This window comes from Flavobacterium sp. HTF, from assembly GCF_003105115.1.
Classification (GTDB): domain Bacteria; phylum Bacteroidota; class Bacteroidia; order Flavobacteriales; family Flavobacteriaceae; genus Flavobacterium.
Window position 1 is genome coordinate 61,945 of record NZ_QETH01000015.1, and the last position, 21,388, is coordinate 83,332.

Genomic DNA, 21,388 nt, shown 5'->3' on the forward strand with positions numbered 1-21,388 from the left:
TTACACACGTATGAATCCCATTTTAAGCCAAAATCTATTTTTAGTAAAAGAACATGTCGGAATGTTTAAAGCTGCAAACAATTACGATATTTACAACCCGGAAACCAATCAGATAATCATGAACTGCCGAGAAAACAATCTTGGTTTTTTTACTAAAATACTTCGATTTACAGATTACAAAAGAGCAACACCATTTAATGTTGAAATCACAACCGCTTCTGGCGAGAAATTAATAACCGTAAGAAGGGGCATTGCGATATTCAGGTCAACTGTTGAAGTACTGGATGAAAAAGATCGTCTGGTTGGAACTTTCAAACAAAAATTCTTTTCTATAGGCGGAAAGTTTGATATCCTTGACAAAAATGAAAAACCGGTTGCAACACTTCAGGGAAAATGGACCGGATGGGATTTTAAATTTTCGCATGAAAACAAAGAACTTGCCCAGGTAACCAAAAAATGGGCCGGAATGGGTAAAGAACTTTTTACAAGTGCTGATAACTATGTTCTGAATATTGAAGAAACTGTACCCGCTGACAGCTCGTTAAGACAATTAATTTTAGGAGCTGTAATGTGTATCGACATGGTTCTGAAAGAATAACCCAAAGTTGTTAAACTTAGATTAAGAATACATTTCAAAGCATCATTTTATCCTGCAAAAGCTTATTTTTGTATGACTTAAAATGATGCTTTCTGCATTTCTAAAAATACAATCATGACCGACTTAAAAAATAAAAACGCCTTTATTACGGGTGCAGGAAAAGGAATTGGAAAAGCTGTGGCAATTGCTTTGGCAAAAGAAGGTGTAAACCTGATTTTAGTTTCCAGAACTAAAAGCGATATTGATCAACTGGCAGAAGAAACGGCAAAACTGGGTGTGAAAACTTTGGCTTTGTCTGCTGACGTTTCGGATATTAATTCTATCAATACGGCTGTAGAAAAAGCTCTGGCCGAATTTAATACTATTGATATTTTAATTAACAGTGCCGGAATCGCTTCTTTTGGAAAATTCTTAGAACTGGAACCAGAAGCCTGGGAAAGAATTATTCAGGTAAATTTAATGGGAACGTATTATACGACACGCGCCATTATTCCGAACATGATCGAAAGACAAACCGGGGATATTATCAATATTTCGTCTACTGCGGGATTGAACGGAAATGCTTTGACGAGTGCTTACAGTGCTTCTAAATTTGCTGTTTTGGGCTTAACGGATTCACTGATGCAGGAAATGAGAAAACACAATATTCGTGTTACAGCCTTAACTCCAAGCACCGTTGCCACAGATATGGCAAAAGATTTAAACCTGACAGACGGTAATCCCGAAAAAGTAATGCAATCTGAAGACATGGCAGAATTAATTGTTGCCCAGTTAAAATTAAACCGCAGGGTTTTCATTAAAAACAGCAGCATCTGGTCTACTAATCCTTAAAAAATAAACTTCAAATTCCAAATTTTTAAATTCCAAATTCCAAACTGCTATAGATTGGAATTTGGAATTTAAAAATTGAGATTTAACATGTAAAACTATGGAACAATATTTAAGACAATTGGTCGAAATAGAATTTCAGGATAAAAAAGAAGTGTTCAGTGGATTCCTGATTGATTATTCAGACGACTGGATTTTACTTCGTAATAATCCGGTAGATTTTATTCTGGACGGTTTTGTAATCTTGAGAAATAAAAATATCCAGGCAGTAAACAGAGATCATGATTTGGCTTTTACCGAAAAAATCATTCGGTTAAAAGGTTTAAAAATCAACTCTGAGGACATTATTCCTATTAAAGATCTGGCAACAATTATAAATTACATTTCTGAAAAATATGGCATTTTTCAAATTGCTAAAAAATCATCAAAATCTGCTTATTTAGGAAAACTATTAGAATTGAATGACGAAGAACTGACAATCAACTTTATAGATATGCGCGGTCAGTTTGGAGGGGAATTAAGTTTTAATCCTGAAAAAATTCGTGTTATTGAGTTTGATACGGATTACATTAATTCTTTGAAATTGGTGGTGCAGGATAATGAGTAATTATTTTAAAACAGAAAAGCCTCTTTATAAAAAAGAGGCTTTTCTGTTTTTATATTCTGTTCGGAATTTCTTTTGTGATTTTCCTTCGTCAGAATGACAATACTCTGCGTATATTTTTTTAAGCTTCTGCAAGCTTATTCAAAAACTCTAAACGAACACTTCCGTCTTCGTCTATTTTTGTTAAGTTGATTTCCTGTAATGTATTTACTAATTCAGGATTCCATGGAGCTTTTACTTTTACGTAATTTTCCGTAAAACCGTGAATGTATCCTTCTTTGTTTTCACCTTCAAACAAAACCGTTCTGTTTGTTCCTAACTGGCTTTCATAAAAAGCACGACGTTTTTTCACAGACAAACCTCTAAGCATTTTGCTTCGTTTTGCACGAACATTTGCCGGGACAACTCCATCCATTTCGGCAGCTTCTGTATTATCTCTTTCTGAATACGTAAATACGTGTAAATATGAAATATCCATTTCGTTTAAGAAATGATACGTTTCTAAAAAGTGTTCGTCTGTTTCTCCCGGAAATCCAACGATTACATCAACACCAATACAGGCGTGTGGCATTACTTCACGAATTTTGTTTACACGTTCTGTATAAACTTCACGTAAGTAACGGCGCTTCATTAATTTTAAAATATCATTGCTTCCTGATTGCAACGGAATATGAAAATGCGGTACAAAAGTCCTGCTTTTTGAAACAAAATCTATAGTTTCGTTTTTCAATAAATTGGGTTCAATTGATGAAATTCGTAAACGCTCGATTCCTTCGACTTTATCCAAAGCCTGAACCAGATCAAGAAAAGTATGTTCGTGTTTTTTGTTTCCGAACTCCCCTTTTCCGTAGTCTCCGATATTTACTCCGGTTAAAACGATTTCACGGATATTCTGTGCCGAAATTTCTTTAGCATTTTGCAAAACATTCTCAAGGGCATCACTTCTTGAAATTCCTCTTGCTAACGGAATTGTACAATAAGTACATTTATAATCACAACCATCCTGTACTTTTAGAAATGCACGAGTACGGTCACCGATGGAATAACTTCCAACATAAAAATCAGCTTCGGCAATTTCACATGAGTGCACTTCACCCATGTCATTTTTGCTTAAATCATGTATGTAATCGGTAATTTTAAATTTTTCGGTAGCACCCAAAACAAGATCGACACCATCAACTGCCGCCAATTCTTCCGGTTTTAATTGTGCGTAACACCCAACAGCAGCGACAAAGGCTTTTTCATTGAGTTTCATTGCTTTTTTTACAACCTGCTTAAACTGTTTATCGGCATTCTCGGTAACCGAACAGGTATTTATTACGTAGATGTCTGCAACATCTTCAAAATCGACACGGTCAAAACCTTCGTCATTAAAGTTTCTGGCAATTGTAGAGGTTTCTGAAAAATTCAGTTTACAACCCAGAGTGTAAAAGGCAACTTTTTTTCTATTTTCCATACTGTATCTTAAATCAATGAAATCGTTGTCAAAAAATTTAAGGCTGCAAATTTACAAACAAATTTCTGTAAAAGAAAGGCAATAAGCGACTTCGTACTGATATTTTGAAGGCAAATAAATTTTTTAGATGCAAAAAAAATGTATTTTTAGCTGGAATTTCTGCAAAACAAACTTCGGGTTTCTAATCAGTTAGCATAATCAATAAGAATAAAATGACAAAATAATCGATTAAGTGCAAATTTTATCGATTAAATACGTTTTTTTACTTTTTAAATTAAAATATTCTTACATTTACTTTTGTCAAAATTCTTTAGTTGAAATGATTGTTATTTGAGAATTTTAAATAGCTTTGGTTAATTAATTAATAATTCAGACATAACAATTTTGAATTTTACTCGTTATGTTGTTGTTTTGTGTTACAAAATGAAATGGGAAAGCCGAAAACCAAAGAGAGTAGGCAAAAATTATAATACAATACCACTTTATGAAAGCATTTTTACCCACAATCTGCTTGATGTTTTTAACCTTATTTAGTTCGCAAGCGCAAACTAGTACTCCAGCCGCAAATCCATTTCCTTCTATTAGTACTTTAACGACTTGGGCAAGTTTAAACTCGCAGCAACAATTTGATGTTGCTATTCGTGCAGTTGGTTTCAAGTTTGAAGTAAAAGAACCAGGCGAAGGCTCAACTGCTTATACTTACATCCGTAAAGTAGTGGTTAATGAAGTAAATTATACAGACAGAATTGTATATAGAATTACAAATAATAATTCGGCAAGCATCATTTCATTAGTAACAGCTTCAACTGACTTAGTAAGTTTGTACACTCCACAATTGGCAACTTTCAAAAATAATAACTGTAAAACTGAAATGTCTAAAGACAAAAACACTACCTGCAGTTGTTATGAAAGCGTAAATTTCGCAATTGATCTTTGTGACGAACGCGTTAAACTGACTATGGGTGACGGAAATAAATATTTTGTTTCTGTAGCTAAAAAATAAATCCTGATTTTTTCAGAATTAGATACTATGGGCTGTTTTCCAAATCTTTTTAAATCTTAACGAAGTTTAAAAAGATTTGGGATACACTTCTTAGTAATTTTATAAGCCTGGATTTTTTAATTCATACCAGACTTCCATCTCGTTTTCGTATTCGAAAGAATTTATGTAACGAAAACCCAGTTTCTCCAAAACCTTTCGCGAAATTTCGTTTCCTTCATCCGCGTAAGCATAAAGAGCTTCAACCTTCATTTCCTTAAAAGCATATTGTACAAAAGCTTTTGCTGCTTCTGTAGAATAGCCTTTCCCCCAGTATCTTTCAATAAAACGATAACCGAGTTCATAAAAATTCTGATGGTTATTAATTTTGTAGTTGATAAACTTAATTCCTGACCAGCCTAAAAATTCGTTGGTTTCTTTGAGGATAACGGCCCAGCGGCCTGTTCCGAAATCTTTATATTGTTGCTGGATATTTTCAATATAAGCAATACTTTGTTCCATAGCCGTTACCGGCTTCTTTCCGACAAAAACATGCACGTTTGGATTAGACTCCAATTCAAACATTCCATCGGCATCTGAAGGAAGGATTTCCCTTAAGATCAGGCGCTCTGTTTCAATTGGCTTTTTCATTATTAATTTAAAATAAAACGTTGTACAACCTCAGCAACTCCGTCATCATTATTGGATGCTACAATTAAATTGGCTCTGTCACGCAATTCCGGGGTTACATTATCAACCCAAACTCCCAGTCCGGCATATTCTATCATTGTAAGATCATTTCCGGCGTTACCAACTGCGATAATTTCACTCTGATGAATATTTAGCTTTTCGGCCAAAAGCTTTAAACTATTCGCTTTATCAATTCCGTTTTGGGCTGCTTCCAGGAAAAAAGGTTTTGACATGGCCACACTCAAATGAGGCATTGCGGTTTTTAAATCTTTTTCTACTTCTTTCAAATAAGAAGGCTCTTCCAGTAAAATGCATTTTACGGCTGGCCTGTCAACGGCTTCTTTAAAACTGGCCACTTTACGATGATGCAATCCGGTTATATCTTTTTCGACATCAATATATTCAGAATCGGTTTCACTGATAATTTCACCATCCAGATAAGTGATTATATGTGTTTTCATTTTTACACTGTAATCGTATAAATCATGGATTTGTTCTACCGTTAATTTTTGCTCAAAAAAAACAAGATCATCTTTTACAGTGCTGATTACAGCGCCGTTAAACGAAATGATATAAGAATTATTTAAATCGAGTTCCAGTTCTTTAGCGTAAGCTGTCATGGCAGATGTTGGGCGGCCGGAAGCCAACACAACATAAACTCCTTTTGCCTGTGCTTCAAGAAGTACTTTTTTATTTAAATCTGAAATTTTATGATCGTCTGTCAACAAGGTATCATCCATGTCGAGCACCAGCATTTTGTATTGCATTCTTTTTAATTTTCAGTCGCAATCCGGGTTTAGTCATTTTGACTGAAAACACAGACTTCAGACTGTATTAGATACTCATTCTGAAATCTTCAATAACCGGATTTGCTTTTGCAAAATCTGTTTCCTGAATAAAAACCTCAACGGCTAAATCGGTCTGCCCAAAACCACCTAGTCTGGCCGATTGAATATTATCTTTTTTTACTGTTTCTACACCTGCTTTTTCTAATTTTCCCTGCAAAGCAATGGCTAAAATTTCGCTTCCTGAAAACACCTTCATTAATCCCATAACATTTTATTTTTTATAATTATTTTATTGCAATATTATTTTTAACTGATTTTGAAAATCCTGGTTTTCATTCATCCCGATATGTTCCTGATTTTTTAAGGGATAGAAATGGCCATCAGATTTCAATAATTTATTTAAGCGAACTGAATTTGAAAAAGGAATGAGTTGATCTTCCATTCCATGAAAAATATAAATTGGCGCTTTAATTTTTGGCAGATATTCAAAGGTTTCTAAACGGAACTTTTTCATGAAATTTGGAAAAAACGGGACTCTGCTACCTGATAATTCACTAAAACTATAATAAGGAGATTGCAAAATCAAGGCTTTTGGCTTATTTTGAGATGCTAAAACGGCAGCCAGCCCTGAACCGATTGAATAACCTGTGATAATGATTTTATTTTCAGGATATCTTTGGCATAAATTTTTGTAAACAATTGCTACATCTTTATTTAGCTGTTCTTCATTCTTAATTTCTCCTTCACTTTTTCCAAAGCTTCTGTAATCTAAAATAAAGATATCATACCCTGAATCAGTGTAAATTTTAGCAATACTTCCCCAAGTTTCCAAAGTGCCTGCATTTCCATGAAGATAAAAAACCAGGCCTTTTGATTTTTCTGCTTTGAATAATAAACCATTTAGATTTACATTATCAAAAGATTTGATGTTTAATTCCTCATATTGCTGTTTATAATCAAACTGATAATTCTTTGGAAGTGATGCGCTCTGAAAAACCATTCCAACCTGATTGAAATACACATAAGAAATAATCAAAATATAAATAGCGACAAAAAATGCTAAGAGTACAATCATTAAAAATTTAACCGTTTTTACTATTTCCATCCAAATTTTATAATCATTCCGATTTACTCTTCTTCAATCTGATCTTCCTCTTCGTCAAGTTCATCCTCTCCTTCTTCTTCCATATCAAAAAGAAAAGGTTCCAATAGCATTTTGTCTGCCAGAATTTCAATACGCTCTGTCAATTCTTCAGCAAAAATAATTCGTTGTACTTTGGCAATACTGTTAGAAATACGCATGATTTTGGTTTCGTGGCGTAATTTCAAAATAGGGTCTGCATCGTCAAGGATAAACATTTTCAAACGATTTACGTTGTAACCTGCAGTTGTAAACATATCGTTGAGTTTATTTGGAGTACCAATTAAAACATCAATTCCGGTTGAAATATAATTTTTATCATAATCCATATCTCCTTTATCGTGTACACCATAAACTTCAAGATTAGTATATTTTCCGTATTTGGCAAAAAGCTCAACCATTTCCAGAACTTTGTTTTTATCTTCTACAATAATCAAAGCCCTTGGAGATTCTTCTACTCTTCCTGCCAGTTGCTGAATTACATTGAGCACAATTGTAGTAGACTTTCCACTTCCTGCCGGAGAAAGAACAATACAGTCAGCACCGCTTTTTATGGTTGCAAAAGTTTCCTGTTGCAGCATATTTGCTTCAGTCAAACCATTTTCTATTAATGCGTCCTGTAGTTTCTCGTTTATTTTTTTTAGTTTCATTTTTTTTTATGCTTTAAGCTATAAGCCTTAGACTATAAGCTGAAATATTATAATTTTTAAAAGCCTAAAGCCTATTGCTTATAGCCTAGAGCGCGAAGCATTATTTGCTTGCAAACATTTTTACATCCGTTTCTGAGATTTCATTTCCTCCAAGGATAATTAATCTTTCCACTACATTTCGAAGTTCACGGATATTTCCTGTCCAGTCGTATTCCTGCAATAATTTTATGGCTTGTAAAGAAAATACTTTGACAACATTTCCCTGTTCAGAAGCAATTTTCTCTGCAAAATGTCGTATCAGTGCCGGAATATCATCACGCCTTTCGTTTAATGGCGGAACTTTAATCAAAATTACGGCCAGACGATGGTATAAATCTTCACGAAAACGACCTTCGGCAATTTCCGTTTTTAAGTCTTTGTTGGTTGCAGCCACAACACGAACATCAACTTTTATGTCTTTTTCTGCACCTACTCTTGTTATCATGCTCTCCTGCAAAGCACGTAATACTTTGGCTTGCGCCGAAAGACTCATGTCACCTATTTCATCTAAGAAAATAGTTCCTTTGTCAGCCGCTTCGAACTTTCCTGCACGATCCTTAACTGCCGATGTAAAAGCTCCTTTTACGTGACCAAACAATTCACTTTCGATTAATTCACTCGGAATGGCGGCGCAGTTTACTTCAATTAAAGGAAAGTTTGCACGTTCGCTTTTTTCATGCAACTGATGTGCTACCAATTCTTTTCCGGTTCCGTTTGGACCCGTAATCAAAACCCTGGCTTCAGTCTGAGCTACTTTATCGATCATTACTTTTATATGATTGATCGCTTCGCTTTCGCCAACCATTTCGTAATTTTTGCTGACTTTTTTCTTGAGGATTTTATTCTCAACTACTAATTGCTTTTTGTCTAAAGCATTACGGACAGTATTCAGCAATCGGTTTAAATCTGGCGGTTTTGAGATATAATCAAAAGCCCCCAAACGCATGGTATGAATGGCTGTCTCCATGTCACCATGCCCTGAAATCATTACCATAGGGATTTCAGGTTTTATTTTCTTTACTTCTTCTAAAACCTCAACACCGTCCATTTTTGGCATTTTGATATCGCACAAAACCAAATCGTAATCGTTGTTTTTTATTTTTTCAAGCCCCGCAACGCCATCTTCAGCTTCATCTACCTGATAAGTATCATTTTCTTCTGATAATATCTTTACCAAAACCCTTCTGATCGCTGCTTCGTCTTCTATAATTAGTATTTTACTCATTTTTTTTAAGGTTCTGAGATTCTAAGGTACTAAGGTTCTAAGGTTTTCCTGTAAGAAGCTAAAATCTTAGCATCTCAGAACCTTAGTACCTTAGCACCTTCAAAAAATTAATATTTAAGCCACTTATACAATTCCTTCCATGTTGGTTTTTTGCCGTACATTAAAATACCGACGCGGTAAATTTTTGCTGCAAACCAAACGACAAGGAAAAAGGTTGCAAACAATAATGATACCGAAATCACTATTTGCCACCACGGCACTCCAAACGGAAGCCTCATCAGCATTACTATTGGTGATGTTAACGGAATCATCGAAAACACCACAGCTATTGTTCCGTGCGGATCATTCACTACAGTGAAAAATCCAATATAAACGCTCAAAATAAGCGGCATAATGATTGGCAAAAGAAATTGTTGTGAATCTGTCTGGTTATCTACCGCTGCTCCAATTGCAGCATAAAACGAACTGTATAAAAAGTATCCTCCGATAAAATAAACCACAAAACCAATTAAGATACTGGCAATAGGCAGGTTCCATAATTCAGTAATATACATTTGTGCTGAACCAGATAGTTCCTGTTGAGCCGAATGCATCATTTCCGGTGAAATTCTAGCCGTCGGGCCAACATTTACACCAAAAAAGGATGAAGCCGCAAACATGAGTCCCAAACCTATAATCGCCCAAATTGTAAACTGTAATAATCCGGCAAGGGAAGTTCCGACAATTTTACCTATCATTAACTGAAATGGTTTTACAGACGAAATAATAATTTCGATAATCCTGTTTGTTTTTTCTTCTATGACGCTTCTCATTACCATGTTTCCGTAAATGATAATAAACATCATAATAAGATAACCAAATGCGCCCCCAATTCCTATTTTAATTTCGTTTAGGCCTTTTAGACTTTCTTCTCCTGAAGCTTTTGCCAGATGAATGTTTACATTGGCCTGTGCTTTCTGAATTGACAAAGTATCAAGCTTTGCTTTTTCTAAATTGATTTTGGTGATTTTTGCAGCTATTACATCCTGTGTGTTTTCAATAAATGAAATACTTGGACTGTTATTGGAGATAAAATCAATTTTTGATTCCAGATCCTTTTCGCTATTTGTTTTGGGAATCACCAATAATCCGCTGAAATTTTCTTTAGCGATACTGTCTTTTAATGCCGTCACATTAATTTCAGACAAATTCACATATTTATATTCTGCGTCTTTTTTGTTGAGCTTTACAAAATCTTCTGCAAACAAACCTGTTTCATCATGAATTGCAATTCGTTTGGTTTCAGCTTTCATTGAGCTCAAATACCCAATAAACCCTGCAATTGCCACAAACAATAACGGACTTAAAAAGGTCATGACCACAAAAGATTTATTGCGGACTTTGGCAATAAATTCTCTTTTTATAATTAGCGAGATGATGCTCATAAATATTTAATTTTCAAATTCCAAATCTCAATTTAATACGTTCTAAAATTGGAATTTGGAATTTAATTTTTGGAATTTAATTTTTATTTTCAGTAACAGTCTGAATAAAAATATCGTTTATACTCGGGATCTTTTCTACAAAATGGGTTACTTGTCCGCGTTGTGTCAAAATATGAAGTAATTCATTTGGAGCAGCATTTCCGATTTCGATATTTAATTTTAAATCATCATTCAGTGTTTTAAAATTAGCCTGTGAAACGGTAAATTTTTGCGTAATATCATACATCAGCCCTTCGACATTGTTTGTCAGGATTCCAACTTCAAAACTATTGGTTTTAAACTGTCGTTTTACATCACCTACTTTACCTTCAATCAGTTTATTTGATTTATGAATTAGCGCAATATGATCGCAAAGTTCTTCAACACTTTCCATTCTGTGTGTTGAGAAAATAATAGTTGCCCCTTGTTCTTTTAAGGCTAAAATTTCGTCTTTAATGATATTCGCATTTACCGGGTCAAAACCAGAGAAAGGTTCGTCAAAAATCAACAGCTTTGGTTTATGCAAAACACAAACCACGAACTGGATTTTTTGCGCCATTCCTTTAGAAAGTTCCTGGATTTTTTTGTTCCACCAGCCCTGAATCCCTAAGCGGTCGAACCAGTATTCCAGCTGTATTTTAGCTTCCGCTTTAGAAAGCCCTTTCATCTGCGCCAGATAAAGACATTGTTCTCCCACTTTCATTGTGCTGTACAAACCTCTTTCTTCCGGAAGATATCCGATGGTCTGTACATGTTTGGGCTGTAATTTTTCTCCATCCAGAATTACCTCACCGCTGTCTGGCAGAGTTATCTGGTTTATAATTCGGATAAGAGAAGTTTTTCCAGCTCCATTAGGACCTAATAGTCCATAAATGCTTCCTTTCGGAACATTTAATGAAACTTCGTTAAGCGCTACATAGTCACCGTATTGTTTTACGACTTTATGTACTTCGAGTAAGTTGCTCATGCTATTTTTAGAATTTTCTGCGTCAGTTTGGCCTTTTGTGGCCTGCGTGTGTAAAAGTAAATAATTAGAAGCAAAACTTTTTACTATTCAACAAAAAACCCATCCTATATTTAACTAAGGATGGGTTTTTTAAAATTATTTTAACATTTAGGAAAAAGTCCGGTTATGAAAACATATCTTTTACTTTTTCGAAAAATGATTTTTCTGATTTTTCAGGGCTCGGAACAAAATGTTCGTCGTTCAGGGCATTTTCAAAAAATTGCTTTTGCTCTTTATTTAATGTTTTTGGAGTCCAGACATTTACATGTACTAATAAATCTCCGCTTCCGTAGCCATTAATACTTGGGATACCTTTTCCTTTTAATCTTAAGATTTTTCCGGATTGAATACCCTCTTCCAGTTTAATACGAACTTTTCCGTTGATTGCTTCAATATCCTTAGAAACTCCTAATACAGCTTCAGGAAAACTGATATACAGGTCAAAATGAATATTTTCTCCTTCACGTTTCAGGAATTCGTGCTCTAATTCTTCAATAGCAACAATCAAATCTCCCGGAATACTGTTTCCGGGTGCATCGTTTCCTTTGTTAGAAACTTTAAGCTGCATTCCGTCAACAACTCCTGCAGGAATTTTTATGGATACTGTTTCGTCTTCTACCACCATTCCCTGAGCATCTGCTTCAGAAGGTTTTTTATCTAAAATTTGTCCGGATCCACCACAAGTTGGACAGGTAGATGCAGATTGCATTCTTCCTAAAATAGTGTTTGTAACACGCATCACCTGACCCTGACCATTACAAGTCGTACAGGTTTTGTATGTAGCTCCTTTTGCCTGGACTTTACGTTTTACTTTTACTTTTTTCTCTACTCCATTTGCAATCTCTTCTAAAGTCAGTTTAACTTTAATTCTAAGATTACTTCCTTTTGCACGACGAGGACCTCCGCCTCCGCCTCCGAAACCGCCAAATCCGCCTCCGAAAATGTCACCAAACTGGCTGAAAATATCATCCATGTTCATACCGCCGTGACCTCCGCCAAATCCTCCTGAACCATCAAATGCCTGATGTCCGTATTGATCGTATTTGGCTTTTTTGTTAGGATCACTTAAAACTTCATAAGCTTCTGCCGCAAGTTTAAAGTTTTCTTCTGCCTCTTTGTCGCCCGGATTTTTATCAGGGTGATATTTTAGCGCGCTTTTTCTGTACGCCTTTTTAATTTCGGCAGCATCGGCACTTTTTGAAATGCCAAGTATTTCGTAAAAATCTTTTTTCATAATTAGGTTTAAATTCCAAATTATAAATTCCAAACTCCAAAACTAAAGAATTGGCTTTCAGAATTTTATTTGCATTTTTAGTTTCCGATAACCACTTTAGGGAAACGAATAATTTTGTCTCCTAATTTGTATCCTTTTTCAATAACATCAACAATTTTACCTTTCAATTTATCAGAAGGCGCAGGGATTTGAGTAATTGCTTCAGCAAAATCGGCATTAAAAGCATCACCTGCTCTAACTTCAACCTGCTCTAAACCTTTAGCAACTAAAGTACTTTTTAGTTTCTCATGGATTAACTCTACTCCTTTTTTCAAATTCTCATCATCCGATTTATTGATTTCTACAGTAGCTCTGTCGAAATCATCCAAAACAGGAAGCATTGCTAACAAAACTTCTTGATTGGCAGTTTTAAATAAATCAATACGCTCTTTTGAAGTTCTTTTTTTGTAATTCTCAAATTCGGCAAATAATCTCAAGAATTTATCTTTTTCTTTTGCTAAGTCTTGAGCCAGTTGCTCTTCAACACTTAATTCTTCAACAATTAACTGCTCACCGTTGGCATTGTTCTCTAACGTTACATCGTCTAATTCCTGATCGAATTCTGTATTTTCCGTAGTCATATTACTTTTATTTTTAAAAATATTTTTAAACTTCATTTTTATTCTTTCTTTTAGATTGCAAAAGTACTGCCAAAACTTTTAAAATGTCAAATTGTCACTATATTTAAATTGAGCACTTTAAAAACAAAAATACACTTTAAAAATTTAGTATAATTTTAAGACTATTACGTTTGAGTTTGTAGTATATTTGGATTCCAAATTGGAAACTAAATTGTTACCTGTCAAAATTGAATTTAAGGGTTAGCCTCGGCTTTATAAATAATTATTAATTCAAGTTTACCTTATATTAAAAAAAGCTTCGTCTATTTCAGTCGAAGCTTTTTTTTATGCCTTTGACAAAAAAATTACCACAAAGAACGCTAAGATTTTTACTCCTGGCTTTAAAAAAGAAAAAGTTCGCAAAGCTTTATACTGATTTAGCTTTGCGAACTTTTTGTTTTTTTGAAAATATCTTAAATAAAATCCTTGTGCCTTTTGCGGTAAAAAAAAATTTTATTGCACGGGCGGAGGGATTCGAACCCCCATCAACGGTTTTGGAGACCGCTATTCTACCCTTGAACTACGCCCGTAAGTAAGCTCGGCAAATTAAAAGTTTTTTTTCTTCCCCACCAACTATTTCATGCAGAGATTTAAAAGAAAATCCTTTAAATCCGTACGATCTATGGTAAAAACTTTCGCTTCAAACAGTTAACCTAACAAAGCATTTTTCAATCCTTCAAAATCCAAAGAAACCTGCTCTCCGCTTACTAAATTTTTAAGAGAATAGGAATTCGATGCAATTTCCTGATCTCCCGCAATTACAGCAAACGGAATCAAACGTTTATCTGCATATTGAAATTGCTTTCCAACTTTTACATTATCAGGGTACAATTCTACTTTTATATTTTCCTGTCGCAATTTCTGAATCGCCTGTGATGCGTATAAAGCTTCCTTGTCACCATAATTGATAAATATTGCTTTTGAAGTCGCCGCTACAGTTTCAGGAAATAATTGCAATTCTTCTAAAACGAGATAAATACGATCTAAGCCAAATGAGATTCCGACACCGCTCATATTTTTCAGACCAAAAATACCCGTTAAATCGTCGTATCTTCCGCCACCGCCAATAGAACCTATTGAAACCGTTTTGGGTGCCGCAACTTCAAAAATAGCTCCGGTATAATAATTTAGTCCACGGGCCAAAGTCACATCAAGATCTAAAATCGCTGTTGATAATCCTAAAACGGCAACATTATCGCAAATAAATTTAAGTTCCTCAACCCCTTTCATTCCAACTTCTGATGAAGCCAATAATTCTGAAAGCTGATTTATTTTATCTGTAAAAGTTCCTGAGAAACTAAAAAGCGGCTGTACTTTTACCAAAGCTTCTTCAGAAATTCCTTTTTCAATCATTTCTTTTTTAACGCCGTCTTCTCCAATTTTATCCAGTTTGTCGAGAGCAACTGTAAAATCGATTAATTTATCCGAAGCACCAATAACCTCAGCTATGCCAGATAATATTTTTCTGTTGTTGATTTTGATGGTAACGCCTTCTAAACCTAAGGAGGTAAAAACAGTATCATACAATTGCACCAGTTCTACTTCCTGCCACAATGATTTTGAACCTACAACATCAGCATCACATTGAAAAAATTCTCTGTAACGTCCTTTTTGCGGGCGATCTGCTCTCCAGACAGGCTGAATCTGGTATCTTTTAAAAGGAAATTCAATTTCATTTTGATGTTGTACCACGTATCTTGCAAACGGAACAGTCAGGTCATAACGTAAAGCCTTTTCAGAAATTTTTCCTGTAAACTTATTCAGTTCTATTCTTTGATTAATATCAATTGTTTCCGCAGAATTTAATTGCAGTTGTTCCAAAGATTCCGGTAATTCAATTTTTGTTTTATTGAAGAAAAAATTACCCGAGTTTAATATTTTAAAAATCAGACGATCCCCTTCTTCTCCATATTTCCCCATTAAGGTATCTGAATTTTCAAACGAAGGTGTTTCGATTGGCTGAAAACCAAATTTCTCAAAATTACTTTTTATGGTTTGAATAATATATTGACGTTTTGATACCTCTGCAGGTGAAAAATCTCTTGTCCCTTGTGGAATGCTTGGTTTTGAAGCCATTTTTTTTATTTTAGATTGTTGATTTTAGATTTTAGATTTCTTTGAGAGCTAAAACTTAAAACATTTAAAATTAATTTATTTCTGATTCTTTTAGACTGTTGGATTTTCAGACTTTCGACTTTATGACTTTCCAACTTTCGACTTAATTTAAGTTTGCAAATATCTTACTTTTTAAAATAAATAATACGAGTTCAAAAACAAAGTTGTAACAAAAACCGTATTTTCGTGACAAATTGGTCATGATGCTAAAATTATTCAAAGAAAATATCCGGATTGCGTTTGGTTCCATCAAAACACAAATATTGCGAACGATTCTTACCGTTTTAATTATTGCTATCGGAATTACTGCCCTTGTCGGAATCCTGACTGTTGTAACGGCATTAGAAAACACGATTTCTACCAATTTTGCTTCAATGGGAGCAAATACCTTTAATATCAACCAATACGAAAACAACCTGAAAAATCGTGGCGGAAATGAACGCGAAATCATAAATCCGATTATATCGTATCCTGAAGCCGTTGCTTTTAAAAACAAATACAAGTATCCTTTTACAGAAACTTCCCTTTCTTTTACCGCTACTTCTACTGCCGAAGTTAAATATCTGGACAAAAAAACAGATCCTGAAATTTCAATTCTCGGCGTTGACGAACATTTTATAAGCAACTCCGGTTTAGAAATAAATTTAGGCCGAAGTTTTAATCAGTTTGATATTGACAACAACACTTATTCCTGCGTTGTCGGATCAGATTTTGAAAAAGGTTTATTAAAAGATGTTAATCCTATTGATAAAATAATTTCAATTCGCGGTGCCCGATTTAAAGTTATCGGAGTTTTAAAAGAAAAAGGCTCAACATTTGGAAACAGTCAGGATTTACGTGTTCTGATTCCAATTCAGGTGGCCAGGTCTTTATTTACAGCACCAAACATTAATTATACCATGAGTGTAATGGTTGCTAAAAAAGAACTTCTGGACGAAGCCATTGACAATGCCACCAGCGTAATGAGAAGAGTTCGTAAACTGAGTCCGGTGCGCGATAACAACTTTGGTGTGGGCCGAAGCGATGATTTAATAAACAGGATTCTCGGAATTACAAAATATTTGGGCTGGGCTTCATGGGTAATCAGTATTATTACAATTTTAGGATCATCAATTGCTTTAATGAATATCATGATTGTTTCGGTTACCGAACGTACCCGTGAGATTGGGGTTCGTAAAGCATTGGGCGCTAAAAGAACAACAGTAGCTTTTCAGTTTTTTATTGAAACTTTGCTGATTGGTCAGATCGGTGGACTGGTTGGGATTGTATTAGGAATCCTTCTTGGTTTTGCCATTGCTTCGGCAATGAGTTTTAGTTTTGTCATTCCCTGGGTAGCTATTTTTGCAGCTTTTGCAACCAGTTTTATGGTAGCAATTGTTTCAGGTTTATATCCTGCAATAAAAGCCTCAAAACTGGATCCTATTGAAGCTTTACGTTATGAATAATTTTTAGTTTTCAGCCGCCAGATTTGAAATCAAAACTATTGACTGAAAACCTAAATAACAGCTTTTATCATCCTGTCATTGTCGTAAATATCTTTTCTTAAATCTATATTTTTGAAATTCATTTCCTCCAGTAAATCGGCCATTTCCTTGCCCAGATACTGGTTAATTTCAAAATACAGCTGTCCTTTTTCTAACAGGTTTTTCTGTGCCAGTAAAGCAATTTTCCTGTAAAAAACCAGTGCATCGTTGTCATCTACGAAAAGTGCCAGATGTGGCTCATAATCAAGCACATTCTTTTTGATTTCTGCTTTTTCCAGATTACGCACATATGGCGGGTTTGACACTATAATGTCAAAATTGCACTTTAAGGCTTCTAGTTCTAAAATATCCTTATACATAAAAGTAACATTTACCTTGTTGTTTAAGGCATTCCACTTAGCCGTTTCCAATGCTTTTTTAGAAATATCAATTGCATATACATCAGCATTTGGGAGATTTTTAGCTAATGAAATTGCGATGCATCCGCTTCCTGTTCCAATATCCAGAATTTTAAGTTTCTGAGTTTTGTCAGTGTTTAAATTTTCATTAATAATCCATTCTACCAATTCTTCGGTTTCCGGCCTCGGAATCAAAACATTTTCGTTTACATCGAATTCCAAACCATAGAAATGGGTTTTCCCCAATAAATACTGAATAGGAACTTCTTTCTTTAATTTTTCCAAAATAGAATCCCATATCACAAAATCAGACTTGCTAAAAGTCAGCTCATGATTTAACGCAAGATCAATTTGTCTTAACCTGTGTTTATTTTCCAGAATCAGGTAAAAGAAACTTTCCGCTTCATAGGCATCATAAAAAGGTGACAATTCCTGTATAAACTGAGTGCGATATTGTTTGATTTTCATTTTGGGTATTTGAGCATTAATTTTAGGCTAAAGCCAATTGCAATCCACGAATAAGTATTACAGAAACAAGTTTTGTTACAATTCGTTTTGTAAATCTTTCAGCATCCATACAGGGCAAGAATTATGCCCGGTACATCCCATCGGTGCATCTAAATATTCAAAACCCGATTTTTTATAGAGTTTTTGAGCCGCATGCATAAACGGCATTGTTTCGATATAACATTTTTCAAAACCAAAATCTCTTGCCTCCTTAAGGCATTTTTCCATCATGACACTTCCTATTCCCAAGCCGCGGGTTTGAGGTAAAAAATACATTTTTTGCAATTCACAAATTTTCGGATCTCCATTTTCCAAAGGCGCAATTCCGGCAGAACCGATAATCTGACCTTCACTTTCTACAACAAAATAGACACATTGAGGCTTGTTGTATTCTTCATACATCAAATCCAGGTAAGGATCTGCATAAGCAGTTCCTACTTTAGGAATTTCCATTTCATCAAAAACTGATCGTATTAATTTAGCAACAGCCTGATTGTCTTCTCTTTTAATTCTTCTGATAATCCAGTTTTCCATTTCCTTCATTACATTATATCTATACAAAAATAAAAATACTTTTTTGATAGTTTCATAACAATTTGGATTGTTTCACAACTATCCGGGCAACTTTTGGCACAAAAACTCAAAAATGACTTATTTTTGCATTGTGAACATACATGAGAAATATATAAAACGCTGCATTGAACTGGCCCGAAATGGTTTTGGAACAACCTATCCGAATCCAATGGTCGGAAGTGTAATTGTTTATAAGGATAAAATCATTGGCGAAGGCTGGCACAAAAAAGCTGGAGAACCCCATGCAGAGGTCAATGCAATACGATCTGTAAAAGATAAGTCGTTATTAAAAAAAGCTACTATCTACGTCAGCTTAGAACCCTGCAGTCATTTTGGAAAAACACCTCCCTGCTGTGATCTTATCATTGAGCATAAAATTCCCAACGTTGTTGTAGGGACAGTCGATCCTAATGAAAAAGTAGCCGGAAGAGGAATTAAAAAAATAATAGAATCCGGCTCTAATGTTATTGTCGGGATCTTAGAAGAAGAGTGCAACGAACTGAACAATAGGTTTTTTACTTTTCATCAAAAAAAACGCCCTTACATCATATTGAAATGGGCAGAAAGTCTCGACGGATTTCTGGCACCCGAAAAAGAAAACGATCAGGACAGAAAACCGGTTTGGATTACCAATACTTATTCAAGACAATTGGTTCATAACTGGCGAAGCAAGGAACAGGCAATTTTAGTGGGGACACAAACCGTTATTGATGATAATCCGAAATTAAATGTCCGGGACTGGAGTGGCAATAATCCTGTCAGAGTTGTTTTGGATCAAAATAGCAGAATTCCTGAAAACAGCGCTGTTTTTGATGACAATGTTAAAACAATTGTATTTACAAAATCTGAAATTGTCAGCGAAAAAGAAAACACTATCTTTGAAGTAATAGATTTTAACCAGAATATAATTCCACAAATTTTAGAAGTTTTATATCAAAATGAGATTCAGTCAGTTATCATAGAGGGTGGATTGCAAACTTTACAAATTTTTATAAATCAGAAGATTTGGGATGAAGCCCGAATTTTTAAAGGAAATATTTCTTTTGAAAAAGGAACAAAAGCCCCAATACTTTCCGGGAAAATTTTATCTAAAATCAATATTGCAGGTGACGAATTAATACAGATTAGAAATCATGATTGATACTATAATTTTTGACTTTGGAGATATTTTTATCAATTTAGATAAACAGGCTACGATTTCGGGATTGCAGAAATTAGGCATGAAAGAGTGGAATTCTGAGCTGGACCGTTTGAATCTTTTGTTTGAAGTTGGAGAAATTTCGCATGATGATTTTTTGGCAGGATTTCAAAAACAACTTCCAAATGCTTCTAAAGAAGACATACTGGATGCATGGAATGCCGTTTTGGCCGATTTTCCTTTGTATCGTTTAGAGTTCCTGCAAATGCTTTCGGGCAAATATCGTTTGTTTTTACTAAGTAATACCGATTCTATTCATATCGAAACTTTTGAAAACAAGACCGGAATATCTTTTTACAGTGATTTTTACCGATGTTTTGAAAAGGTTTATTTTTCATTTGAAATCGGAAAAAGAAAACCAGATCCTGATTCCTTTAAATATTTAATCAATAAACACGAACTGTCTCCTAAACGCACTTTGTTTATTGACGACAAGAAAGAAAACACAGATTCTGCTGCTGCACTTGGGTTTCATGTATGGAATTTACAAGTTGGTAAAGAAGATGTTGTCGATTTATTTGAGAAAAAAATACTTTAAAATTTACTTTTGGAATATAACGATACGTACCAGACTATAGCTTCTGAATCTGAAGAAGTGCTGTTTAAAGAAAAAGGAAGCAAATTCTTTGGGTATGCTTTTCCCCTGGAAAGCGAAGAAGAAGTAAAACCGATTATCGAAACTTTAAAAAAGCAACACCCACACGCTGTACATTATTGCTATGCTTACCAGTTGGGAACTGCACCAAAAGTTTCTTACCGGGCAAATGATGATGGCGAACCCAGCAATACAGCAGGAGCGCCAATTTATGGCCAGATACAATCTTTTGGGCTAACCAACGTTTTGGTAGTAGTCGTTCGGATTTTTGGCGGAACCAAACTGGGTGTTGGCGGGTTAATTGCCGCTTATAAAACTACCGCACAAATGGCCCTTGAGATTTCTGAGATTGTTGAAAAAACAATTGATGTACATTTTTTAATCTCTTTTGATTACAAAAACATGAATAAAGTAATGCGTGTGATCAAAGAAAAGAAACTGGACATCATTTCTCAGGAAATGGAAATTGATGAAAATTCAGGATTGCCAATTGGTAAAATTGTGACAAAAACGCGAAAAAAAAATGCCGAAATGATATTCGACATTTTTGATTTAATGTTTGAAATTGACATAAAAATGATATAATTTACTATTAAATCACATCATTATTTAACAATTATTCTAACGTTTTAAACAACTCCAAAATATAATTTGGAGGTGCTGTCGGACGACCCGTTTTTAATGAAATAAATACCAAAATAAACACTGCAGTTGTTAATAACTCATTTGCTTCGTTATAGATTTCGCAGTCGAATTCAATCTTGACAGATGATTGACTTTTGAAAGTCGTGCAAATGGTTAAAAGCTCATCATAACGCGCCGATTTTTTGTAATTAATCTGCATCGAAACAATTGGCAGCCCAATACCGCTTTCTTCCATGCTTTTATACGAAATCCCTTTATCTCTAAGCCATTCCACGCGTCCTATCTCAAAATACGGAACATAATTTCCGTGATATACAATGCCCATTTGATCGGTTTCTGAGTAACGAACACGAATTTGAGTTTGATGTTTTTTCATTATTTATATATTAAAAAAAATTAGCTTTTAAAAGTTTCCTTACAACATTTTTTTATAAAATTAGACCCCAAATTATTTTTTTTTACAGAAATTTGTTCACATATTTGTTATCCCGAAATTCGGAATAAAATCGCTCC

General features: G+C 34.6%; 23 protein-coding genes and 1 tRNA gene. 8 read left to right on the forward strand and 16 right to left on the reverse strand.

Annotated features, from left to right (window positions below; genetic code table 11):
• Positions 1 to 10: 10 nt before the first annotated feature.
• The 3 genes from DCO46_RS06950 (at position 11) to DCO46_RS06960 (ending at position 2,033) form a co-directional block, all read left to right on the forward strand.
• Positions 11 to 598 carry a phospholipid scramblase-related protein gene (locus tag DCO46_RS06950; protein WP_116751837.1) on the forward strand — a complete coding sequence of 196 codons (588 nt, stop codon included), beginning with the start codon at positions 11 to 13 and terminating at the stop codon, positions 596 to 598.
• A gap of 114 nt (positions 599 to 712) precedes the next feature.
• A complete protein-coding gene (locus tag DCO46_RS06955) occupies positions 713 to 1,429 on the forward strand; it encodes a 3-ketoacyl-ACP reductase (protein ID WP_116751838.1) in 717 nt (238 codons plus the stop codon).
• Between the two features lie 97 nt (positions 1,430 to 1,526).
• Positions 1,527 to 2,033, forward strand: coding sequence for a hypothetical protein (locus DCO46_RS06960; protein ID WP_116751839.1), 507 nt, complete (start codon positions 1,527 to 1,529; stop codon positions 2,031 to 2,033).
• Between the two features lie 118 nt (positions 2,034 to 2,151).
• Here DCO46_RS06960 and mtaB read toward each other — a convergent pair whose 3' ends face one another.
• Positions 2,152 to 3,486 (reverse strand): tRNA (N(6)-L-threonylcarbamoyladenosine(37)-C(2))-methylthiotransferase MtaB, encoded by a 1,335-nt coding sequence (gene mtaB / locus DCO46_RS06965; RefSeq protein WP_116751840.1) that lies wholly within the window; start codon positions 3,484 to 3,486, stop codon positions 2,152 to 2,154.
• A 484-nt stretch (positions 3,487 to 3,970) separates the two neighbouring features.
• Here mtaB and DCO46_RS06970 point away from each other — a divergent pair, with 484 nt between their 5' ends.
• Positions 3,971 to 4,489 (forward strand): hypothetical protein, encoded by a 519-nt coding sequence (locus tag DCO46_RS06970; RefSeq protein ID WP_116751841.1) that lies wholly within the window; start codon positions 3,971 to 3,973, stop codon positions 4,487 to 4,489.
• A gap of 99 nt (positions 4,490 to 4,588) precedes the next feature.
• On the opposite strand, the gene DCO46_RS06975 is transcribed toward DCO46_RS06970, so the two are convergent.
• The 12 genes from DCO46_RS06975 to hisS form a co-directional block, all read right to left on the reverse strand.
• Positions 4,589 to 5,116, reverse strand: coding sequence for a GNAT family N-acetyltransferase (locus tag DCO46_RS06975; RefSeq protein WP_116751842.1), 528 nt, complete (start codon positions 5,114 to 5,116; stop codon positions 4,589 to 4,591).
• A 2-nt stretch (positions 5,117 to 5,118) separates the two neighbouring features.
• Complete coding sequence (locus DCO46_RS06980) at positions 5,119 to 5,922, reverse strand: Cof-type HAD-IIB family hydrolase (protein ID WP_116751843.1); 804 nt, start codon at positions 5,920 to 5,922, stop codon at positions 5,119 to 5,121.
• Positions 5,923 to 5,989: 67 nt separating this feature from the next.
• Complete coding sequence (locus DCO46_RS06985) at positions 5,990 to 6,208, reverse strand: putative signal transducing protein (RefSeq protein ID WP_116751844.1); 219 nt, start codon at positions 6,206 to 6,208, stop codon at positions 5,990 to 5,992.
• Between the two features lie 24 nt (positions 6,209 to 6,232).
• Positions 6,233 to 7,018, reverse strand: coding sequence for an alpha/beta hydrolase (locus DCO46_RS06990; protein WP_243416272.1), 786 nt, complete (start codon positions 7,016 to 7,018; stop codon positions 6,233 to 6,235).
• Positions 7,019 to 7,071: 53 nt separating this feature from the next.
• Positions 7,072 to 7,734, reverse strand: a complete 663-nt coding sequence (locus DCO46_RS06995; RefSeq protein WP_116751846.1) for a DEAD/DEAH box helicase — start codon at positions 7,732 to 7,734, stop codon at positions 7,072 to 7,074.
• Positions 7,735 to 7,834: 100 nt separating this feature from the next.
• The gene (locus DCO46_RS07000) at positions 7,835 to 8,998 is read right to left on the reverse strand and encodes a sigma-54-dependent transcriptional regulator (protein WP_116751847.1); all 1,164 of its coding nucleotides are present in this window, start codon (positions 8,996 to 8,998) and stop codon (positions 7,835 to 7,837) included.
• 107 nt (positions 8,999 to 9,105) lie between these two features.
• Positions 9,106 to 10,422 carry an ABC transporter permease gene (locus DCO46_RS07005; protein ID WP_116751848.1) on the reverse strand — a complete coding sequence of 439 codons (1,317 nt, stop codon included), beginning with the start codon at positions 10,420 to 10,422 and terminating at the stop codon, positions 9,106 to 9,108.
• Positions 10,423 to 10,498: 76 nt separating this feature from the next.
• Positions 10,499 to 11,428 (reverse strand): ABC transporter ATP-binding protein, encoded by a 930-nt coding sequence (locus DCO46_RS07010; RefSeq protein ID WP_116751849.1) that lies wholly within the window; start codon positions 11,426 to 11,428, stop codon positions 10,499 to 10,501.
• Between the two features lie 163 nt (positions 11,429 to 11,591).
• Positions 11,592 to 12,701, reverse strand: coding sequence for a molecular chaperone DnaJ (gene dnaJ / locus DCO46_RS07015; RefSeq protein ID WP_116751850.1), 1,110 nt, complete (start codon positions 12,699 to 12,701; stop codon positions 11,592 to 11,594).
• 77 nt (positions 12,702 to 12,778) lie between these two features.
• Complete coding sequence (locus tag DCO46_RS07020) at positions 12,779 to 13,357, reverse strand: nucleotide exchange factor GrpE (protein ID WP_035632003.1); 579 nt, start codon at positions 13,355 to 13,357, stop codon at positions 12,779 to 12,781.
• A 462-nt stretch (positions 13,358 to 13,819) separates the two neighbouring features.
• A tRNA-Trp gene (locus tag DCO46_RS07025) sits at positions 13,820 to 13,890 on the reverse strand.
• Between the two features lie 118 nt (positions 13,891 to 14,008).
• Positions 14,009 to 15,436 carry a histidine--tRNA ligase gene (hisS, locus tag DCO46_RS07030; protein WP_116751851.1) on the reverse strand — a complete coding sequence of 476 codons (1,428 nt, stop codon included), beginning with the start codon at positions 15,434 to 15,436 and terminating at the stop codon, positions 14,009 to 14,011.
• A 239-nt stretch (positions 15,437 to 15,675) separates the two neighbouring features.
• On the opposite strand from hisS, the gene DCO46_RS07035 reads away from it, so the two are divergent.
• Positions 15,676 to 16,920 (forward strand): ABC transporter permease, encoded by a 1,245-nt coding sequence (locus DCO46_RS07035; RefSeq protein WP_165828862.1) that lies wholly within the window; start codon positions 15,676 to 15,678, stop codon positions 16,918 to 16,920.
• 50 nt (positions 16,921 to 16,970) lie between these two features.
• Here the strand turns inward: DCO46_RS07035 and prmC are convergent, their stop codons facing one another.
• Positions 16,971 to 17,825, reverse strand: coding sequence for a peptide chain release factor N(5)-glutamine methyltransferase (gene prmC, locus DCO46_RS07040; protein WP_116751853.1), 855 nt, complete (start codon positions 17,823 to 17,825; stop codon positions 16,971 to 16,973).
• A 75-nt stretch (positions 17,826 to 17,900) separates the two neighbouring features.
• Positions 17,901 to 18,398: a GNAT family N-acetyltransferase gene (locus tag DCO46_RS07045; RefSeq protein WP_116751860.1), complete on the reverse strand. Its 498-nt coding sequence runs from the start codon at positions 18,396 to 18,398 to the stop codon at positions 17,901 to 17,903.
• Positions 18,399 to 18,528: 130 nt separating this feature from the next.
• Here DCO46_RS07045 and ribD point away from each other — a divergent pair, with 130 nt between their 5' ends.
• The 3 genes from ribD to DCO46_RS07060 are packed head-to-tail and all read left to right on the forward strand — an operon-like array spanning position 18,529 to position 20,815.
• Positions 18,529 to 19,578, forward strand: a complete 1,050-nt coding sequence (gene ribD, locus DCO46_RS07050) for a bifunctional diaminohydroxyphosphoribosylaminopyrimidine deaminase/5-amino-6-(5-phosphoribosylamino)uracil reductase RibD (protein ID WP_116751861.1) — start codon at positions 18,529 to 18,531, stop codon at positions 19,576 to 19,578.
• Complete coding sequence (locus DCO46_RS07055; RefSeq protein ID WP_116751854.1) at positions 19,571 to 20,173, forward strand: HAD family hydrolase; 603 nt, start codon at positions 19,571 to 19,573, stop codon at positions 20,171 to 20,173. The genes ribD and DCO46_RS07055 overlap by 8 nt, the downstream gene beginning before the upstream one ends.
• A gap of 9 nt (positions 20,174 to 20,182) precedes the next feature.
• Entirely contained in the window at positions 20,183 to 20,815 is a 633-nt protein-coding gene (locus DCO46_RS07060; protein WP_116751855.1) for an IMPACT family protein, read from the forward strand.
• 31 nt (positions 20,816 to 20,846) lie between these two features.
• Here DCO46_RS07060 and DCO46_RS07065 read toward each other — a convergent pair whose 3' ends face one another.
• On the reverse strand, positions 20,847 to 21,251 hold the full coding sequence (locus DCO46_RS07065; RefSeq protein ID WP_116751856.1) for an acyl-CoA thioesterase: 405 nt from the start codon (positions 21,249 to 21,251) through the stop codon (positions 20,847 to 20,849).
• Positions 21,252 to 21,388 lie beyond the last annotated feature (137 nt).

Coding starts and splice junctions, on each gene's coding strand:
- DCO46_RS06950 (WP_116751837.1), top strand. CDS start 11: ATGAATCCCATTTTAAGCCAAAATCTATTTTTAGTAAAAGAACATGTC.
- DCO46_RS06955 (WP_116751838.1), top strand. CDS start 713: ATGACCGACTTAAAAAATAAAAACGCCTTTATTACGGGTGCAGGAAAA.
- DCO46_RS06960 (WP_116751839.1), top strand. CDS start 1,527: ATGGAACAATATTTAAGACAATTGGTCGAAATAGAATTTCAGGATAAA.
- mtaB (WP_116751840.1), bottom strand. CDS start 3,486: ATGGAAAATAGAAAAAAAGTTGCCTTTTACACTCTGGGTTGTAAACTG.
- DCO46_RS06970 (WP_116751841.1), top strand. CDS start 3,971: ATGAAAGCATTTTTACCCACAATCTGCTTGATGTTTTTAACCTTATTT.
- DCO46_RS06975 (WP_116751842.1), bottom strand. CDS start 5,116: ATGAAAAAGCCAATTGAAACAGAGCGCCTGATCTTAAGGGAAATCCTT.
- DCO46_RS06980 (WP_116751843.1), bottom strand. CDS start 5,922: ATGCAATACAAAATGCTGGTGCTCGACATGGATGATACCTTGTTGACA.
- DCO46_RS06985 (WP_116751844.1), bottom strand. CDS start 6,208: ATGGGATTAATGAAGGTGTTTTCAGGAAGCGAAATTTTAGCCATTGCT.
- DCO46_RS06990 (WP_243416272.1), bottom strand. CDS start 7,018: ATGATTGTACTCTTAGCATTTTTTGTCGCTATTTATATTTTGATTATT.
- DCO46_RS06995 (WP_116751846.1), bottom strand. CDS start 7,734: ATGAAACTAAAAAAAATAAACGAGAAACTACAGGACGCATTAATAGAA.
- DCO46_RS07000 (WP_116751847.1), bottom strand. CDS start 8,998: ATGAGTAAAATACTAATTATAGAAGACGAAGCAGCGATCAGAAGGGTT.
- DCO46_RS07005 (WP_116751848.1), bottom strand. CDS start 10,422: ATGAGCATCATCTCGCTAATTATAAAAAGAGAATTTATTGCCAAAGTC.
- DCO46_RS07010 (WP_116751849.1), bottom strand. CDS start 11,428: ATGAGCAACTTACTCGAAGTACATAAAGTCGTAAAACAATACGGTGAC.
- dnaJ (WP_116751850.1), bottom strand. CDS start 12,701: ATGAAAAAAGATTTTTACGAAATACTTGGCATTTCAAAAAGTGCCGAT.
- DCO46_RS07020 (WP_035632003.1), bottom strand. CDS start 13,357: ATGAAGTTTAAAAATATTTTTAAAAATAAAAGTAATATGACTACGGAA.
- hisS (WP_116751851.1), bottom strand. CDS start 15,436: ATGGCTTCAAAACCAAGCATTCCACAAGGGACAAGAGATTTTTCACCT.
- DCO46_RS07035 (WP_165828862.1), top strand. CDS start 15,676: ATGATGCTAAAATTATTCAAAGAAAATATCCGGATTGCGTTTGGTTCC.
- prmC (WP_116751853.1), bottom strand. CDS start 17,825: ATGAAAATCAAACAATATCGCACTCAGTTTATACAGGAATTGTCACCT.
- DCO46_RS07045 (WP_116751860.1), bottom strand. CDS start 18,398: ATGGAAAACTGGATTATCAGAAGAATTAAAAGAGAAGACAATCAGGCT.
- DCO46_RS07055 (WP_116751854.1), top strand. CDS start 19,571: ATGATTGATACTATAATTTTTGACTTTGGAGATATTTTTATCAATTTA.
- DCO46_RS07065 (WP_116751856.1), bottom strand. CDS start 21,251: ATGAAAAAACATCAAACTCAAATTCGTGTTCGTTACTCAGAAACCGAT.